At 62.2% G+C, this 18,495-nt stretch carries 15 protein-coding genes; 6 read left to right on the top strand and 9 right to left on the bottom strand.

Translation table 11 applies throughout. The features are described from left to right. Window positions 1–6: 6 nt before the first annotated feature. The 4 genes from ACYVL5_RS04840 to ACYVL5_RS04825 all read left to right on the top strand — a co-directional run bounded on the left by ACYVL5_RS04840 (window position 7) and on the right by ACYVL5_RS04825 (window position 3,134). A complete protein-coding gene (locus ACYVL5_RS04840) occupies window positions 7–270 on the top strand; it encodes a cytochrome C oxidase subunit IV family protein (protein WP_460594426.1) in 264 nt (87 codons plus the stop codon). 17 nt (window positions 271–287) lie between these two features. Then, complete coding sequence (locus ACYVL5_RS04835) at window positions 288–758, top strand: DoxX family protein (protein WP_460594425.1); 471 nt, start codon at window positions 288–290, stop codon at window positions 756–758. A gap of 233 nt (window positions 759–991) precedes the next feature. Beyond that, window positions 992–2,755: a COX15/CtaA family protein gene (locus ACYVL5_RS04830; protein WP_460594424.1), complete on the top strand. Its 1,764-nt coding sequence runs from the start codon at window positions 992–994 to the stop codon at window positions 2,753–2,755. A 145-nt stretch (window positions 2,756–2,900) separates the two neighbouring features. Next, window positions 2,901–3,134, top strand: coding sequence for a hypothetical protein (locus tag ACYVL5_RS04825; RefSeq protein WP_460594423.1), 234 nt, complete (start codon window positions 2,901–2,903; stop codon window positions 3,132–3,134). Here ACYVL5_RS04825 and ACYVL5_RS04820 read toward each other — a convergent pair. Then, window positions 3,097–3,492 carry a pyridoxamine 5'-phosphate oxidase family protein gene (locus tag ACYVL5_RS04820; RefSeq protein WP_460594422.1) on the bottom strand — a complete coding sequence of 132 codons (396 nt, stop codon included), beginning with the start codon at window positions 3,490–3,492 and terminating at the stop codon, window positions 3,097–3,099. The genes ACYVL5_RS04825 and ACYVL5_RS04820 overlap by 38 nt on opposite strands. A 332-nt stretch (window positions 3,493–3,824) precedes the next feature. On the opposite strand from ACYVL5_RS04820, the gene ACYVL5_RS04815 reads away from it, so the two are divergent. Together ACYVL5_RS04815 and ACYVL5_RS04810 are read left to right on the top strand one after the other, a co-directional pair. Continuing rightward, complete coding sequence (locus tag ACYVL5_RS04815) at window positions 3,825–7,085, top strand: efflux RND transporter permease subunit (RefSeq protein ID WP_460594421.1); 3,261 nt, start codon at window positions 3,825–3,827, stop codon at window positions 7,083–7,085. Further along, complete coding sequence (locus ACYVL5_RS04810) at window positions 7,075–8,217, top strand: efflux RND transporter periplasmic adaptor subunit (RefSeq protein WP_460594420.1); 1,143 nt, start codon at window positions 7,075–7,077, stop codon at window positions 8,215–8,217. The genes ACYVL5_RS04815 and ACYVL5_RS04810 overlap by 11 nt, the downstream gene beginning before the upstream one ends. Window positions 8,218–8,355: 138 nt before the next feature. Here the strand turns inward: ACYVL5_RS04810 and ACYVL5_RS04805 are convergent, their stop codons facing one another. The 8 genes from ACYVL5_RS04805 to nifV all read right to left on the bottom strand — a co-directional run bounded on the left by ACYVL5_RS04805 (window position 8,356) and on the right by nifV (window position 18,463). Continuing rightward, on the bottom strand, window positions 8,356–8,685 hold the full coding sequence (locus ACYVL5_RS04805) for a NifB/NifX family molybdenum-iron cluster-binding protein (RefSeq protein ID WP_460594419.1): 330 nt from the start codon (window positions 8,683–8,685) through the stop codon (window positions 8,356–8,358). Window positions 8,686–8,838: 153 nt separating this feature from the next. Beyond that, a complete protein-coding gene (gene fdxB, locus ACYVL5_RS04800) occupies window positions 8,839–9,102 on the bottom strand; it encodes a nif-specific ferredoxin III (RefSeq protein ID WP_460594418.1) in 264 nt (87 codons plus the stop codon). A gap of 143 nt (window positions 9,103–9,245) precedes the next feature. Next, window positions 9,246–9,635, bottom strand: coding sequence for a nitrogen fixation protein NifX (nifX, locus tag ACYVL5_RS04795; RefSeq protein ID WP_460594417.1), 390 nt, complete (start codon window positions 9,633–9,635; stop codon window positions 9,246–9,248). A gap of 203 nt (window positions 9,636–9,838) precedes the next feature. Then, window positions 9,839–12,595: a bifunctional nitrogenase iron-molybdenum cofactor biosynthesis protein NifEN gene (locus ACYVL5_RS04790; RefSeq protein WP_460594416.1), complete on the bottom strand. Its 2,757-nt coding sequence runs from the start codon at window positions 12,593–12,595 to the stop codon at window positions 9,839–9,841. A gap of 178 nt (window positions 12,596–12,773) precedes the next feature. Continuing rightward, on the bottom strand, window positions 12,774–14,243 hold the full coding sequence (nifK, locus tag ACYVL5_RS04785; protein WP_460594415.1) for a nitrogenase molybdenum-iron protein subunit beta: 1,470 nt from the start codon (window positions 14,241–14,243) through the stop codon (window positions 12,774–12,776). A 62-nt stretch (window positions 14,244–14,305) separates the two neighbouring features. After that, on the bottom strand, window positions 14,306–15,751 hold the full coding sequence (gene nifD / locus ACYVL5_RS04780; protein WP_460594414.1) for a nitrogenase molybdenum-iron protein alpha chain: 1,446 nt from the start codon (window positions 15,749–15,751) through the stop codon (window positions 14,306–14,308). Between the two features lie 220 nt (window positions 15,752–15,971). Then, window positions 15,972–16,841 (bottom strand): nitrogenase iron protein, encoded by an 870-nt coding sequence (nifH, locus tag ACYVL5_RS04775; protein WP_460594413.1) that lies wholly within the window; start codon window positions 16,839–16,841, stop codon window positions 15,972–15,974. A 476-nt stretch (window positions 16,842–17,317) separates the two neighbouring features. Beyond that, complete coding sequence (gene nifV / locus ACYVL5_RS04770; protein ID WP_460594412.1) at window positions 17,318–18,463, bottom strand: homocitrate synthase family protein; 1,146 nt, start codon at window positions 18,461–18,463, stop codon at window positions 17,318–17,320. Window positions 18,464–18,495: the final 32 nt, after the last annotated feature.

The raw sequence follows: 18,495 nt of genomic DNA, 5'->3' as shown, positions 1-18,495 counted from the left end.
GTGACTATGGGTTACTACAAGAGTTACGTGCTGGTCTGGATAGCGCTTATCGTGCTGACCGGAGCCACCGTCGGCGTCTCCTTCCTGAATCTCGGGCTCTGGAACGCCACCGCCGCCCTCATCATTGCCTCCACCAAGGCGACCTTGGTGGGGCTTTACTTCATGCATCTTCGCCACGAGATCAAGCTGGTGATCGGGTTCGCGGTGTTTCCCCTGCTGTTTTTGGCACTGATCATCGTGGGGACCCTGAGTGATACCCTGACCCGTTAACAGCAAGGAGAAACGCCATGAACCGGATCTTTGCAACGGATGACTGCCTGGCCAAGTTCATCGTGCGGATCGGCCTGGGGCTGGTCTTCTTTCCCCACGGAGCCCAGAAGGTCCTCGGCTGGTTCGGGGGGCCGGGCTTCTCCAAGGCGCTCGCCATGTTCACCACCCAGATGCACATCCCGGCCGCGCTGGCGGTGCTGGTGATCCTGGCCGAATCGCTGGGGGCGATCGGGCTCATCGTCGGCTTCCTGAGCAGAATCGCCGCCTTCGGGATCCTCTGCGACATGGTGGGAGCGATCGTCCTCGTCCACTGGCCCAACGGGTTCTTCATGAACTGGAGTGGAAAGCAGGCCGGTGAAGGGTTCGAGTACCACCTGCTGGTCATCGCCATGAGTCTCGCCATCCTGATCGGCGGCGCCGGCAAATGGTCGATCGACCGGATCATCGACTGCCGGATAGAGAGAAACGAATTGAGGGCTAGGCTCTAGGGGCCTCCACCACCCCCACGCCCTTACCCTCCCCACTCCTCATCCCCTCGCCCCTTTAGGTGGGGTGGCCGAAGCCCCCCCGCATACCCTCGCCCCTTTAGGGGAGGGTGGCCGAAGGCCGCCACCTAAATCCCCTCGCCCCTTCAGGGGAGAGGGTGGCCGAAGGCCGGGTGAGGGAAGAATTTGAGGCAGCGAGGAGAGATCAACCTTGAAGCCACCGACGGAGGTGCCACATGCTAGGTAGAGTGACGGCCGGACTTTTCTTCCTTCTGCTCATCTGGGGGAACCTGGTGGCCGGGATGCAGGCGGGCTTGGCTTGCCCGGACTGGCCGCTTTGCCAAGGGAAGTTCCTCCCCCCCCTGCGGGTGGACGTCTGGATGGAGTTTCTCCACCGCGTGATCGCCGCGCTGGCCACCGTGATGCTCGTGATACTGGCCCGCCAACGCCTGGCGAGCTACCCCGGATTCACCAAGGCGATACCGATCACCGCGGTGGGGCTCATCGCGCTCGAGATCCTGTTGGGCGCCCTGGTGGTCGGCCTGGGGCTTCCCGTCCAGGTGACCACCGTCCACTTCATGATCGGGCTGGCCATCTTCATGCTGGTCCTCTTCATGGCCCTATGTGACGGCGAAGGGGCCCCCGTCGAGACCTCCTTGAGCGGCTACGCAGGGGCCCTCTTCTCCCTGCTGATACTCGTCTACGCCCAGGCGTCGCTCGGCGCCTATCTCAGGCATTCGGCCTCGGGGCTTGCCTGCCCCGACTTCCCCACCTGCCAGGGGACCCTGATACCGATGGTCTGGGACCGGTCGGTGGCCACCCACTTCACCCACCGCGTGTTCGCGGCCGGCACCTTCCTGACCGTCCTCGCCCTCTACCTCTACTCCTTGAAGGAGCGGGCGCTGAAGGCAAGACGCGGCAAACTCCTCACGCTGACCATCCTGGTGGCCGTCCAGATCGGCCTGGGTGCCGCCACCGTCCTCACCGGGCTAAGCTACCCGGTGACCGCGCTTCACCTCGCCATGACCATGGCCATCATCGCCCTGGGGCTGCGGGCCTGGCTCCTCCAGGTCCCGGGACCAGGTCGAGCCCATTCAGTGATAAGGGCGGCGGACCATAACGGCATCCCGGTCAAGGAAGCCGCGCCCGCCGCCTTGCTGATCGCCCTGCTGCGGGTGGGGAAGCCCGGAATCGCGGCTGCGCTGACCCTCGCCGGATTCACCGGCATGGCAACCGCTGCCCACGGTCCGCCGCAAAGCGATATCGCCCTCCCCTGCCTCACCAGCCTCTTCCTCATGTCTACCGCCGCTGCCGTCGTCAACAACGTCCTCGATCGCGCCCTGGACGAGGGGATGGAGCGGGTCTCTAAAAGGAGCGAGGCGCTCAGGTGCGTAGGAAGCGGCAGAGCGCTCGCCTGGGCCCTCGCCCTGGCCCTGACTGCGATTGGCATCTCTGCCAGCACCCTCAATCCCCTCACCACGCTCCTCCTGGTCGCCGCCTCGGCCGGTTACGCCTTTCACTACACGCTCTTTCTCAAGCGCAAAACCCCGTGGGGAGCCCTTTTCGGTGTGCTCCCCGGGGCCCTGCCGGTGGTCATCGGCCAGAGTGCGCTCTCACCGGCCGTCAACACGACCGCCCTGGCCCTCTTCCTCGTGATGGTCGTCTGGCAGCCCCCGCACTTCTGGCTTCTTTCCCTCGCTCACCTCGACCAGTACCGTGCCGCCCGTATTCCCGTCCTTCCGGTGGACAGAGGGGTCCCGTTCACCGCAGGCTGCATCTATCTCGGAGTCGCCGGACTGTTCCCCGCCCTTTTTCTCCTTTACAAAACCGGCGCTTTCAGTCACATTTTTCTAGCTGCTTCCTTCGCTTTGACCGTCTTCTACTACCTGGTCTGCTACCGCTTCCTCTCAGGCCGCCATCTCTCGCTCGCTCCCTTCAAGACGTCCATCGCATACCTGCTACTTATCTTCCTCCTGGTGATTGCCAGCCACTGCATCTGACCGGCATCCGTACCCTCTCATTGGCAAAAATAACATGGAACGTAACGGGAGTTTTTGGCAAACTTAAAGTATAGCCGTCGTTGTTCAACACCCGGAAAGGAAGCATCCAGTCATGAGGGAATTTACGAAGCAGGGAGGAAAGATCATGTCACGGTTCTACGATCCGAAGGATGAAAGGGATCTTGCCCGCGTCGAGGAGATATTGAGAAAGGGAGGTATCGAGTTCTTCGTTACCGCCGCCAAGCCGGGTTCCGGTTTCGCCGGTGAGATAGAGGTGGCCGAGGAGGACATCCCCAAGGCCGATGAATTACTCGGCAATAAACCGGTACCGGCATTCCGCGCTACCCGAGCGGCCGGTCGGAGTGTCCCTCAGCGGTAAAGGAAAGTACGCTCTCCACCCGGATTTCGAGCCTCCACTGCACCTGGGGCAGCCCCGGAGGTTCGGTCCCGGGGAGAAAACCATCCAGTACGGCGGTCTCCTCGGTCTTTTCCACCCGCCCCACGAACTGGAACCCGTTGCCGGTCGCCGGGTCGACTATCGCCACGGCGATCTGCGGGTTCTCCTGGAGATTCTGCATGGTCATAGGGCAGAACCATTCCTCGAAGACGAGCCGGTTGGGGGCCGGAACGGCGACGTCCCGGCCGGCCGCCAGGTGGGGATTGCCGCGGGCGTCGGAAGTGGCGACAAAGGCATGACCGGTCGACTCGGCGAAGAGCTTGATCTCCTGGGTTATCATGTTGACGTATCTCCTTTTTCCCGCCCGCACCAGCCTCCGATGCCAGCGGAACCTGATCGGCCATCGCCGGGACGGCTGCCGGGGCCTGGTGCCCAACCATGGCAAAACCGTATCGCTCCGGGATGTGCCGGTATTGCTTCTTCCCCTGTGGAACGCTGACCGGATCGTTCTCGCCCGCATCCAGCATTTCCCCTTTCTTTTCGCCGTATTGCCAATTTAGATTCTTTTAACACTCCAGCCACCGTAGTCAAGAATGGGGCAACGCACCGACACCGGTATGATAAGCTTTTTCCATGCCTTGATTGGACTTACGTCATCTGGAGAGACCGGGGATGTGGATAGTGCGATTGGCGCTTCGGCGCCCGTACACCGTTGCCGTCATGGCGCTGCTGATCCTGGTGCTGGGTGCGCTTTCCGCCAGCCGCATGCTCATCGACATCTTTCCGGTGATCGATATCCCGGTGGTCGCCGTCGCCTGGAACTATCCCGGGCTCTCGCCCGAGGACATGGAACGGCGGGTGGTGCTGATCAGCGAGCGCGCCTATTCGACCACGGTCAACGGCATATCGCGCATCGAGTCCGAATCCATACCGGGCATCGGGATGCTGAAGATCTACTTCCAGCCGGGGACCGAGATCGGGGCCGCCATCTCCCAGATCGCCTCGGTATCCAACACCCTGCTCCGCATCGCACCTCCGGGGATGCAGCCGCCGGTAATCGTCCAGTACAACGCATCCAACGTCCCGGTGGCCCAGCTCACCGCCTTCAGCAAAACCCTCCCGGAAGAGAAGATATTCGACTACGGGCTCAACTTCATCAGGGTGCGGCTCTTCACCATCCCGGGACTATCGACGCCGGCCCCCTTCGGAGGAAAAACCCGCCAGATCATGATCGACGTCAACCCCGCCGCCCTCTCCGCCCGGGGGCTCTCGCCGGCCGATGTGGTCAGCGCGCTCCAGTCCTCCAACGTCATCATTCCCGCCGGCACCGCCCGCATGGGAGGGCTCGAATACAACGTCACCCTCAACTCCAGCCCGCGGCTGATCGAGCAGTTCAGCTCGGTACCGATCAAGGTGGTGGGCCGCGCGCCGGTCTACATCGGGGACGTGGCCAAGGTCTCCGACAGTTTCGCCGAGCAGGTGAACGTGGTGCGGGTCAACGGCCGGCGGGCGACTTACCTGGCCATTCTCAAGCACGCCGACGCCTCGACGCTCGCCGTGGTGGACGCCACCCGCGAAGCGCTTCCCTCCATCCGGCAGGTCGCCCCGCAGGGGTTGGAGCTGAAGCTCGACTTCGACCAGTCGGTGTTCGTGCGGGGGGCGGTGACCAACGTCATCCGGGAGGCCCTCCTTGCCTCCATCCTGGTCTCGCTGATGATCCTCTTCTTCCTGGGAAGTTGGCGGTCGATGATCGTGGTGGCGACCTCAATCCCGCTGGCGATCTTCTTCGCAGTCATCGCGCTGAACCTGGCGGGGCAGACCATCAACATCATGACGCTCGGCGGACTCGCGCTCGCCATCGGGATGCTGGTGGACGACGCCACCGTCGAGGTGGAAAACATCCACCGGAACTTCGCGATGAACAAGCCGACCACGTTGGCGGTAATGGATTCCGCCCAGCAGATCGCCGTCCCGGCCATCGTCGCCACCCTCTCCATCTGCGTGGTGTTTTTCCCCGTGGTCCTCCTCTACGGGCCGTCGCGCTACCTCTTCACCCCGCTCGCCTTCGCCGTGGTGGCCGCCATGCTCGCCTCCTACCTTCTCTCCCGCACGCTGGTCCCCGTGCTTGCGCGCATGCTCCTCGCGAGCGAGCACGAGAAAAGGGAAATGGAACCAGGGCGAATCAGACGGTTCTTCGCTCGCGCCAACGAGAGGCGCGAGCGCGGCTTCGACCGCTTCCGTGACGGCTACGCGGGCCTCCTGGCGGCAGTACTCCACCACCGGCTATTCACCATCGTGATCGCCCTCCTCATCGGGGTCATCAGTACCGGCCTTCTCTTCGTGGTCGGCACCGACTTCTTCCCGGACGTGGACGCGGGGATCATGAAACTCCACCTGCGCGCCCCTTCGGGGACCAGGATCGAGGAGACCGAGGTACTGGTCGAGCAGGTCGAGCAGCGGATCCGCCAACTGATCCCCGCCGACGAGATCGACACCATCAACGACATGATCGGCGTCCCCACTTTCTACAACCTCGCCTTCGTGCAGACGGAAAATATCGGAGGGATGGACGCGGAAATCCTCATCTCCCTCAAGAAGGGTCACGCCCCAACCTCCGAATACCGCAATAAAATCAGGCGTACCCTTCCCGGCGAATTCCCCGGCTCCCGTTTCTACTTCCAGAGTGCGGACATCGTGACCCAGGTGCTCAATTTCGGACTCGCCGCCCCCATCGACGTGCAGATCGAAGGGGCCGACCTCTCCCGCTCCTATCCCTACGCCGTAAAGCTGCGCGACGCCATGCGGGGCATCGCCGGCATGGCCGACGTCCACATCAACCAGGTTCTCGACTACCCGACCCTCCAGGTGAACGTCGATCGCTCCCGGGCCGCCCAGCTCGGCATGAGCGAGCGGGACGTGGCTACCAGCGCCCTCGTCTCCCTCTCCACCAGCGTTCTCTTCGCCCCATCCTTCTTCCTCAACCCGGCCAACAACGTCAACTACACGGTGGCGGTCCAGGTACCGCGTGCATACCAGAACAGCATGGAGGCGCTCCTCGGCATGCCGGTCACCCCGTCGCAAAACGGCATCCTGCAGCCGCTTCCGACGCCGGATCTCTCCGCCCCACCGCAGGCCCCGGCCCAGCCGCTCGGCAACCTCGCCGAGGTAACCCACCGGGTCAGTGCCGAAAACATCAGCCACTACACGGTGCAACGCGTGCTGGATGTGGAAGGGAGCGTGGAGGGGCGGGACCTCGGGTCGGTCGCCAAGGAGATACGGAGGGCGATAGCGAAACTGGGGCGCCTTCCCGCCGGCATGAAGATAACCCTGCGGGGGCAAAACGAGGTCATGACCGAATCATTCAAGAGCCTGGCCCTCGGTCTGATGCTTGCCATTCTCCTGGATTACTTCCTGATGGTGGTCCTCTTCCAGTCCTGGCTCGATCCCTTCATCATCATGATGGCGGTGCCGGGGGCCCTGCTGGGGATCCTCTGGATGCTGGCGCTCACCGGTACCACCATCAACGTGGAGTCATTGATGGGCTCCATCATGGCGGTCGGCATCGCCACCTCCAACTCGATCCTGATGGTGAGCTTCGCCAACGACTTGCGGGTAGAGAAAAACGTCACCCCGGCTGAGGCGGCACTGGAGGCCGGTAAAACCAGGCTGAGACCGGTCTTGATGACTGCGCTGGCGATGATTATCGGGATGCTGCCGATGGCGCTCGCTTTAGGTGAGGCGGGTGGGCAGAATGCACCCTTGGGGAGGGCAGTCATCGGCGGCCTCCTGATGGCCACCATAGTGACGCTTTTCGTGGTGCCGGTGATCTATTCACTGATACGAATCAAGCTTCCGGTGAAACAGACGCTGGACGAGAGGCTTGAAAAGGAACTGCAGGCCCGGCATCCAGGCGGAGGTGATCATGGCGGATAAGGAAAATGAAAAATCCAAGGTCAGGTTGATCCATATCCTCGGCGTATCGGCGGTAGTGGTCTGCCTGGTGACCATAGTGATCCTTCTCCTGGTCAGGCGGCACGACGTGAGCAAGGAGGAAAAGGCGAGGGCCGCGGGCATTACCTCAGGCGCCCGGGTGCAGGTCGCGGTAGCCAATAAGGGGCCTGCCCAACGCACTCTCACCTTTACCGGCGAAGCACGCCCCTATGCGACGGCGACCATGTACGCCAAGGTGAGCGGCTACCTGAAAGAAATACCGGTGGACAAGGGAGACAAGGTCGGCAAGGGGGACCTCCTGGCCAGGCTGGAATCCCCGGAACTGGTGAGCCAGTATCGATCGGTGCTGGCGGACGCAGTCAACAAGCGGACCTTCGCGAAACGTGAATTGTCCCTGTTGAGAGATGGCATCATTTCACAGCAGGAGGCCGACGACGCCGTTACCGCGGCCAAGAGCGCCGAGGCGAACGCGGCGGCTCTACGTGACCAGATGCGCTACCTGGTGATCCAGGCCCCCTTCGACGGCATGGTCACCGCCCGCTTCGCCGATCCCGGCGCGCTGGTGCAGACCGCCAGCGCCGGCCAGACCGCCGCGCTGCCACTGGTGACCCTTTCCAAGACCGACCGGCTGCGGGTCTTCATCTACCTGGACCAAAAGAGTGCCGGGATGGTTAAGGTGGGAGACCAGGCGACGATTTCCGACCCTGCCAGACCGGAACGGAAGCTGCCTGGCCAGGTGGCGAGGATCAGCGGGGAGCTCGATCCCAAGACGAGGACCATGCTCTGCGAAGTGGACATGGACAATTACGAACAGTCACTTTTGGCGGGTGGATTTGTTGACGTAAAGCTGACGGTGGCCGCGCCGCCGTACGTGCAGGTGCCGGCCACCGCGGTGTACACGCGGGAAGAGAAAACGATGGTGGCGGTCATCGGAGAGGATAACCGGGTCCGCTATCGCCCGGTCACGGTGGCCGACAGTAACGGCAAGCAGCTGAGACTGAGTGAGGGAGTCCGGGAGGGTGACCGGGTCGCCCTCAACCCCGGTACCGGCTTGACCGAGGGCGAGCTCGTGCAACCGGTCCTGGCAAAGGAGCCGGCCGGAGGGGGGCAGTAACCGCCCGTTTACCCCCCTGCCCTCACCCGGCCTCCGGCCACCCTCTCCCCTAAAGGGGCGAGGGATTTTCCGTAGGGTGGGCACTCCGTGCCCACGCTCCTCCCTTGTCCGGCGACCAGCCCCTCCCCGAGCCCAAGACTAGAGGACTCTCGCCAGATCGATCAAAACCGTCTTGATCTCCCCTTCCACCACGAACGGCTCGACTCCCAGTTTTCCCAGTTCGATCTTGGGCGCTTCGCCCATCATGGAGCAGACCACCGCTCGCACCCCTTCGAGCGCCTGCGCAGTGGCCGCGAGGGTGTGCGTGCGAAGGGGATGATCCGGGTCGAAGCTGCAGTAGCGTTCGACCTTCCGCTCGTCGACCAGCTTGACGCCTTCCCCATCCACTTCGTAGATCAGGAAGCGCTCGGCGTGACCGAAGTGCTGATTGATTTCCACGCCATCTTTAGACGCAACAGCGATGAGCATACCGTACCTCCAGGCAGCGATAGTTTTCGACCAACAATGCACCCCATCCTCACCCTGTCCCTCCCCTTGAAGGGGAGGGTACCCAGGGCTACCGAACAAAGTCACCTTCCCCTTCAAGGGGAGGGCTGGGGTGAGGATGGGGTTAACGCCGGGCTAGGCGACCACCGGCTCGAAGGTGAAGCACTTCTTGGAGCAGGTGCGGCCGCAGGCGCCGCAGCCGATGCAGTTGCCGGCATTCTCCACCTTCATGAACATCTTGGCCGAATCGTCCTCGTCCACCTCTTCGAAGGCGAGCACGTCGTGCGCGCAGACCTTGAAGCAGCGACCGCAACCGATGCAGGTTTCCTCGTCGATGGACACGATGAACTGCGGGGTCCACTCTTTCTTGTCTCTGGTTAGTCCGGTGATGTAAGCCATGGTCGTTCTCCTTTATGAGTATTTATCTTCTGATCCTGAAAGGTCAGCTTGAGCTAAGGTTACCCCATCATCATCCCTGCCCCCCCTTGAAGGGGAGAGAGAGTAGGAAGGAGGGGCAGATAGTATGAAGGGCAATCCCTCTTTCAGTCTTCGTCCAGAAAAGAGGTCGCCTGTTCCTTGTTCATCGCCTTTCTCAGCCAGGGCGGCGGGTTCCCTCTGAGCACTTCCTGCATCCGCTCGACGGACTCCTTCAGGCTCACCTCGGTGTTGGTCTTCATGGGATGGATCCGCTTGGCCACCAGTTTGGCCGCCGCCGGGCCCCCGATCTGCATGGTGTAGACCACCGCACAGTCGGAAAGAAGGGTTGCCCGGGCGGCGATGCGGTCCTCCTCGTCACTGCCGTGCTCGCCGACGCTGACCGTTTCCAGGAAATGGGCATCCTCCGGGCCTACCTCCCAGATGTAGAAAGATTCCGCCTGCCCGAAGTGCAGATCGATGAATTCGCCCGTCTTGCTGGTAAATGCTATCTTCACGTTTAACCTCCTAAATCCAGGTCTTTGTTACAGATCTCGTCACACGTAGGTTGCGTTGAACAGCTTCATCGTGAAACGCAACGATTGCCATGGCCGCCGGCGAGTGTCGCGTTTCGTCCCTCAACGCGACCTACAAGGTTGGTTGAGTCGGGAAAGTTTCACCAAGGGTACAGGCACCGGAGGTGCCAGTCCCCTCCCGCGGTTTAGTTGTGGGCCAGTTTCTGTGCCTCTTTGGCGTTAGCTTGAAAGATGTTCGCCACTTCGAAGACGAGGTTGAGGGTCCCCTGGTATCCCACCCACATCTTGTGATGGGACCCGAGGCGGTCGAATACCGGCATCCCCGTCCTCAGGTGGGCATTGATCCCGAGCTTCTTGGCCGCCTGGCGGCCGTTGGAGTTGGCGACCAGCAGATCGGCCCCCGCCGCGGTCTGTTCCAGGTCCTCGAGGTCCCCGACGAAGAGGTTTTCCACCGGCAGCGCATCGAGCCCCTTGGTCCTGGTGGCGGAGATGGCGACCTGAACGTCGCACCCCATGCCGAGCAGGAAACGGGTCATTCCCTTCAGGTGGTCGGCTTCCAGCGCGATGGCCACCTTTTTCTGCCCGAACTGGTAGTGGCTGTCCACCATGGCGTCCATCAGCCTGCTTCTCCACCGCTGGAACTTGAGCGGAATCGGCCTCTCCGAAATGGCCGACAGCGTGGTCATCAACAGATCGGTTTCCTCAAGCCCGGTGATGGAGGTGAAGCCGTAGCAGGCAATCCCGAACTTGCTCTTGAGGATCTTGGCGGCGTCGGAGAGGGAGTCGCCGAAGTAAAGGGTCGCCTCGCTCCTTCCCGCCCAACGAATCCTGTCCACCGAGACCCCGCCCACCGACAGCGCCGAAACCGTGGCATCGATGTGCCCGTCCAGTGCATTGGAGATGTCGGGCATCACGATAGGAACGAGCCCGAAAGCCTCGCAGATGGAGGCTATTTCCTCCACCTCGGCGGGGGTCAGCTGGCACCCCGGCAGGATGTTCACCTGCCCTTTCACCGTCGATCCCCCCTCGGGAACAGTGGCGACAATGGCCTCCACCGCGGCGGCATACCCTTCCTGCATTGACCCGCAGTAGTCCGGGGTGGAGGCATGGATGACGGGGATGGCGTCGTGCTCGGGATGCGCCTGGCGGAACTTCACGATGGCGCTTCTCACGTCGTCGCCCATGGTCTCGGTGAGCCCTGAGGTCATCACCCCGACCACCGCGGGCTTGAACTTCTCCATCACCCGGTTGAGCCCCAGCTTCAGGTTCTCCCATCCGCCGAAGATGGCCGCCTCCTCGCTCATGCTGGTCGAGTTGAGGGCAATCGATTCCTTGAAGTGACGCGAGAGCTGCAACCGGATAAAGGTCGAACATCCTTGCGCGCCGTGCAATAGGCCGAGCATCTTGTCGATCCCCAGAAATGCGAGGGTCGCGCCCAGCGCCGGGGAGTTCTTCTGCGGGTTGACCGTGGCGTTCTTGGCCGGCACCTTGACCCGGGAGAGCTTCATCTCCTCCGCTTCCAGCCGAGCGCCGTGCCCGGCCGCAAAGGCGATTTTCTCCTCGACCTCGGCGTGATCCAGCTCCCAGGGAGCCTTGGCGTTCAACACCGGCCAGATGGGGTTATTCACCGTCAGGTCGAGCTGCCTGGCGAAGGTCACCATCCCGTCGTAACCGGCGTAGGGATGGGAGCGGCCGTGGTTGATATCGAGAAACGGAGTCTTGGTCTTCAGCGCCAGGAACTTCGTCTTTCCCCCCGCCACGATCAGGTCGGGGAGCTTTTCGTACATCACCGAGAGGAGCCCCGCGGTACTCGTGTCCGCGATGATGGTGGCGTCCTTGTGCATGAGCGCCTTCATCCGGTAGAAATCCTCAAGGGTCGAATTCTGTGTGCCCGCAGCCAGGATCTCGATACCCAACTCGGAGAGTGCGTTGACCATCGACCAGGTCTTGACCCCGCCGGTGAAAAGCACCGCCCGTTTCCCTTCCAGCCGGGCCCGGTAGGGGGCGATCAAGTCGCGGCAGGATGACTCGCACTCGGCGATCAGCTTCTCCACCCGGTCCTGCATGATCCTCTTCTCGAGGCCGTTAACCCGGTCGTCCAGCTCGCGGGCGATGTCGCGCAGCGCCTTGGCAACGTCGGAAAGCCCGTAGAAGGATTCCTCCAGGTAGGGGATCCCCCAGTTCTTCTGCATCTTCTTGGCGAGGTTGGTGAGGCTCTTGGAGCAGACGATGATGTTCAGCTTGGCGCGGTGGGCGTAGCGGAGATCTTCGAACTTGGAGTCGCCGCTGATGCAGGAGAGCACCCGGATACCGAGTTTTTCAAAGAGCGGGAGCATTCCCCAGAGGTCGCCGGCGATGTTGTACTCCCCGATCAGGTTGATGTCGTAGTCGGTGGTGTACTCGGGTTCGGCGGTACCGATCACGTACTTAAGGAGCGCTTCGCCGGCCAGCCGGTTGCCGATGTTCTTGTCCCCGATGAAGCCGGGGGTGTTGATCGGAATGACCGGCATGGGAACCTTGTCCTTGGCCGCCTTGCAGACCGCCTCGATGTCGTCGCCGGTCATGGAGGTCACGCAGGTGGCGTAGACGAAGATGGCCTTCGCCTCCGGGTAGCGTGCGGCCAGCTCCTGGATGGCCTTGTAGAGTTTCTTCTCGCCGCCGAAGACCACGTCGTTTTGCAGCATCTCGGTGGTGAAGCCGCGGCGGTAAAGCTGGGATTCGCTGGAGCGGGCGCCCCGGTTGTCCCAGGAGTTGCCCGCACAGGCGATGGGCCCATGGACCAGGTGAATGACGTCGGTGATGGGCATCAGGACCACGCGCGCGCCGTCATATGCGCAGCTTCGCTCGGTCCCCTCCCCCGGTTCGGACTTCTTGCAGAACTTGGGGGCACCCACGTCGTGGGTTTCACAGTCGGTTGCGTCGTACCAATCCGGTTTAGCCATGAGCTCCTCTCCTTTGAGGTTCGTGCCTCTTCCTCTTTGCCTTACATCCCCTCTCCCCCCGGGAGAGGGGCGGGGTGAGGGAGGTTGCCAGTGACGTAACACCTTCCTCACCCGGCCTTCGGCCACCCTCTCCCGGAGGGAGAGGGCTTTACTGTCCCTTGCGGCAAGGGGGGACGGGCTACCTCATCATCTCGAAATGCTGGTCGTCGCAGGTCTCGTCGACGACGTCGATGAACTTGTTGCAGATGGTGGAGACCATGTTGATCACCCCCTGGTAGCCGACCAGCGGCACCCGGTGCAGGTTCACCCGGTCGAAGATCGGGAAGCCGAAGCGGAACAGCGGGATCTTGGCGTCGTGGGCGAGGAACTTGCCGTGGGTGTCGCCGATGACGGCATCCACCGGGCTGGTCATCACCAGGCTGCGGAGGTGCCAGAGGTCCTTGTTGATGTAGACGGTGCAGTCCTTGCCGAACGGGGAGGCTTCGAGGAGAGCGTTAAGTTCCTTCTCAAGCTTCTTGGTCCCCTTGGAGCAGAGGATGTGCACCGGCTTGGCCCCCATCTCCAAGAGGAAGGAGACGTAGCCCAGCAGGTAGTCGGGATCGCCATAGACGGCGAATTTCTTGCCGTGGATGTACTGGTGGGCGTCGGTCATGAGGTCGACCGCGCGGCCGCGTTCCGCCTTGAGCGATTCGGGAACCGGCTTTTCGAACAGCTCGGACAGTTTCAGCAAGAGGGCGTCGGTCTTGGCGATGCCAAACGGCAGCGGCAGGGAAACGTGCTTGCCGGAGTAATTGTCCTTGATCCACGCGAAGGTCTTGGCCGAGGAGTAGGTCCCCAGCGCCATGGTAACCTTGCCGTTGATGGAATCGGCGGCCTCGTCGAGCTTGGTGCCACCGGGATAAGGGCGGTAGGTGCCGTCGTTGGGGGAGTCGAAAACGTCCGAGATGTCGGCCAGCACGGTGTAGGGGATCCCGAACTCTCCCAGGATCCGTTTGTATTCCCAGTAGTTGCCGGTGTTGGCGTCGAAGCCGGGAAGCAGGTTCAGCTTTCCGGTGCAGCGCCCATCCACCTGCTTGCCGGCGGTCAGGGTCTGCATGATGGAGAGGAGCATCGCGTCGTAGCCGTGCACGTGGGAGCCGTTGAAGCTCGGTGTGTTGGCGAACGGGACCGGGAAATCCTTGGGCACCACCCCTTTGGCGCGGGCGTTTTTGATGAAGGCGGTCAGGTCGTCCCCGATGATCTCGGGCATGCAGGAGGTGAAGACCGATATCATCTTCGGTTTGTAGAGGGTGTAGGCGTTCTCGAGCCCCTCGTGCAGGTTGTTCTGGCCGCCGAACACCGCCCCGTCCTCGGTCATGGCATCGGAAACCGCCGGCGCCGGCTCGCGGAAGTGGCGGTTCAAGGTCGAGCGATAGTAGGAAGCGCACCCTTGGGAGCCGTGCACGAAGGGCAGGCTCCCTTCGAAGCCGTGGGCGGCCAGTTCGGCCCCCAGCGGCTGGCAGGCGTGGGCGGGGTTGATGGTCAGCGCGGTGCGCGCAAAGTTCTTCTCTTTGTAATCCTCGCTATTGATCCATTCGGCTACCCTTTTGACCTCCTCTTCCGGGATCTCGGTAACCGGCTTCACTGCTAATCCAAGATTGTTTGCCATGGTATATCTCCTTCGGTGGGAGACTCATCCGTCACACCACCAGGTTAGTTGTTCAGCATCCCTTAGAACGGGGCCTTCACCAGGTTCCAGGTCGGGCTGTTGACCGCCATGTCGATGTCGCGGGCGAAGATCGGGAACCCCTTGTAGCCGTGGTAGGGCCCGGAGTAATCCCAGCTGTGCATCTGGCGGAACGGGATCCCCATCTTCTGGAACAGGTACTTCTCCTTGATGCCGGAGCCGATGAGGTCGGGTTTCAGCACGTGGGCGAACTGTTCCATCTCGAACTCGGAGGCGTCGTCGTACACCACGGTGGCCTCCGGCATCTCGGGGGCGGTGCGGTCGTAGTCATCGGTGTGGGCGAACTCGTAACCGGAACCGACGCAGACCATGCCGAGATCCTCGTAGGCGTTGATGGTGTGGCGGGGACGCAGACCGCCGACGTAGAGCATGACCTTCTTCCCTTCCAGACGGGGCTTGACCTCCTCGATGATCGCCTGGCAGACCGGGTCGTACTTGGCGATGACCGCCTCGACCTTCTCCTTGATGGAGTCGTCGAAGAGCTCGGCCAGTTTCCTCAGGCTCTCCTTGATCTTGGTCGGGCCGAAGAAGTTCAGCTCGATCCAGGGGATACCGTACTTCTCTTCCATCACCTTGCACATGTAGTTCATGGAGCGGTAGCAGTGGATCACGTTGAGCTTCACCTGGTGGGTGGCGGCGATCTTCTCCATCTCGCCGTCGCCGGTCCAGACCGCCTTGACGTTGAAGCCGCACTCCTCGAGGAGGGGCTTGGTGGACCAGGCGTCGCCGCCGATGTTGTACTCGCCGATCAGGGCGATGTCGTAGGGGCCGATTGGATCGGGGAACTCGCGGGTCTCGATGATGTAGTCGCGGATGGTGTCGTTGGAGATGTGGTGACCGAGCGACTGGGAAACACCGCGGAAGCCCTCGCAGTTGCAGGGAATGATCGGGAGATCCAGCTCCTTGCTGGCAGCCTTGGCGGTGGCGTTGATGTCGTCGCCGATCAGGCCGACCGGGCACTCGGAAAGAACCGAGATCCCCTTGGCGAGCGGGAAGAGCTCTTTGGCCTCGTGCAAAAGGGTGTTGAGCTTCTTGTCGCCGCCGTAGACGACGTCTTTTTCCTGGAAGTCGGAGGTGAACTGCATGGCGAACTGGTTGACCCCGTTGATGCCGGAGACCAGGTTACGACGGGTACCCCAGGAGTACCACCCGCAGCCGACCGGGCCGTGGGAGACGTGCACCATGTCGCGGATCGGGCCCCAGACGACCCCTTTGGCGCCTGCGTAGGCGCAACCGCGGGCGGACATGACGCCGGGGACGGTCTTCTTGTTGGACTTGACGCAGGCGGAACCGGAAGCCTGGTCGTTGGGCGCCAGGTGCGGCGCGCGCTTTTTCTTTCCTTTCTCGGGATAGGCCTCGAGAACCTTGTCGATCATCTCCTGAGTCGACTCTTTAGTGATGCCATCAACAGTCTTGATCTCGTGGGACATAAAAAGCTCCTTTGGGTAAGGGCACCGCGTTTGCTGTCACAGGATATCCTTGATACAGCAGGCGATAGCCCAGCTCATTTGATGTAGTGGTTGAGGGCCGGACAAGAGACGGTTTTCACCTCATCTCCCCCACCCTTGTTAAGGGGGGCCGGGGGGGATTTGCCTTTTCCTGATCAAAGCAAATCCCCCTGAATCCCCCTTTGACAAGGGGGACTTTCGGCTACTTCGCGGCGGCCTCGGCCACACCCACGATCGACTCGTCGTCGGCTTCCATGATGCCGAACTCCATCAGCAGCTCTTCGAGCTCGTCCATGGTGAGCGGGTTGGGAACCACCAGCATCTTGTTTTCGGAGATCTTGCGGGCCAGGGTGCGGTACTCCTCGGCCTGCTTGTGCTCGGGGGAGTACTCGATGACGGTCATCCTGCGGAGCTCAGCCCTCTGAACCTGGTTGTCGCGGGGAACGAAGTGGATCATCTGGGTGCCCAGCTTGGCGGCCAGTGCCTCGATCAGATCGGCCTCGCGGTCGGTGTTGCGGGAGTTGCAGATCAGGCCGCCCAGGCGGACCTTGCCGGTGGCGGCGTACTTGAGGATACCTTTGGCGATGTTGTTGGCGGCGTACATGGCCATCATCTCGCCGGAGCAGACGATGTAGATCTCTTCCGCCTTGTTCTCGCGGATCGGCATGGCGAACCCGCCGCAGACGACGTCGCCGAGGACGTCGTAGAAGACGAAGTCGAGGTCGGGGGTGTAGGCGCCGTTCTCCTCCAGGAAGTTGATGGCGGTGATGACGCCGCGGCCTGCGCAGCCGACACCCGGCTCCGGCCCGCCGGACTCCACGCACTTCACGTCGCCGTAGCCGACCTTGAGGACGTCGCCCAGCTCGAGGTCCTCAACGGTGCCCAGGTCGCGGACCAGGTCCATGACGGTGGCCTGGGCCTTGGCGTGCAGGATGAGGCGGGTGGAGTCGGCCTTCGGGTCGCAGCCGACGATCATGACCTTCTTGCCGAGCGAGGCGAGGCCCGCGACCGTGTTCTGGGTGGTGGTGGATTTCCCGATGCCGCCTTTGCCGTAGATTGCGATCTGTCTCATGTTCCTTCTCCTTTTCTTGCCCCGCCGACCTTTTGGCTCCGCTTCGGACCGGACCGTTCGGCAGCCTCCCTTGGCCACTCCAACGAACCCGCCGCCTGACATAGTCTCTTCCAAATCCGGAGAGGTTCAGGGCTGTTTTTGATTTTCGAGGCCCTAATAAAAAAGGCGCTCCGTTATTGCTTACGGTGGGCGCCTTTGCCGATCTTTCGTACGGTTGAACACAGCGGCGTGTTCGATTCGGTTTTGTTTTACATATAGCAGGTACCGTGCCAACATCTAACCTGCCGTTATTCCATCATTTCCTGCTTTGGTTCCCGCTCTGTCCAGTGCTGCCCGGGGCAGCTGCCTAAAGATTAGTCACTTAATGAGCACCCTCGTTTTCCTTCCGGTCCTCTCCCCTCGCCCCTTTAGAATCTCCCTCACCCCCCCTTCGGGCACCCCCTAAAGGGGCGAGGGTTGATTTGTTGCTTTCCTTCTCAAGCCGCCGCCAGCGAGAGCGATGCATGGAGCCTTCTCAGCTCCCCCGGATCGAGCGGTCCCTTGATCTTCTGAGCGGTGCTGCGGACCTTGGCAATCAACAGCCGAGCCTCCTCCCTGGAGAGCGGGATCCCGATCTGCCGGTAGCTTTCCACGATGCCGTTGGTTCCGGAATGCTTGCCAGCCACGATGTGCCTGGTCAGGCCAACCTCCTCCGGCGGAAATCCTTCGTAGTTAGCCGGGTTCTTGAGAACACCGTCGGTGTGGAGCCCGGACTCGTGGGAGAAGACCCGTTCGCCGACCACCGCCTTCCAGGCCGGCACCTCGCGGTTGGAGGCCAGCCCGACCAGCCTGGAGACCGCGGAAAGCCTCCGGGTGTCGATCCCGACGTCGATGCCGCAGGCGACCTTGAGCGACATCACCACCTCTTCCAGAGCAGCGTTACCCGCCCGTTCGCCCAAGCCGTTGACGGTGGTGCTGATGTAGGAGGCCCCTCCCCTCACCCCGGCCAGCGCGTTGGCGGTGGCGAGCCCGAGGTCGTTGTGGGTGTGCACCTCAAGGTCGATGCCGGGGACCGCGGCGGTCAGGGTGTGAACTTTCTCGAACATGGTGAAGGGATCGAGGATCCCGAGGGTGTCGCAGAAACGGAAGCGGTTGGCCCCGTTGTCGCGGGCGATGGTCATGAGCTCGGCCAGGAAGCCGAGGTCGGCGCGGCTGGCATCCTCGCCGCCGACGCAGACATAGAGATCGTGGTCCTTGGCAAAGGCGAGGGACTCTCTCAGCTGCTTCTTCACCCATTCACGGCTCTTGTTGATCTTGTTCTCGATCATGATGTCCGAGACGCTGAGAGAGAGATCCACCGCCTTGATGCCGCAGGAGATGCTCGCCTCGATGTCGGGGATCAGCGCCCGGTTCCAGGTGATGAGACGCGCGTTCAGGCCGAGATCGACCAGAGCGCGGATGGTGCTTCTCTCCTCCCTCCCCATGGCCGGGATGCCGCACTCGAGCTCATGCACCCCCATGGCGTCCAGCTGTCTCGCGATGGTTATCTTCTCCTTGGCACTGAAGACCACCCCGGCGGTCTGCTCGCCGTCGCGCAGGGTGGTGTCGCCGATGAATACCGACCGTTTCGACAAATTCTTCATACCCGCCTCCCTTCTCCAGAGAGCGGCTCCGT

The sequence above is a fragment of the Geomonas sp. Red276 genome, from assembly GCF_054784495.1.
Note: the sequence above shows the minus strand (reverse complement) of the source record. Positions and strands in the feature narration are given on the sequence as shown.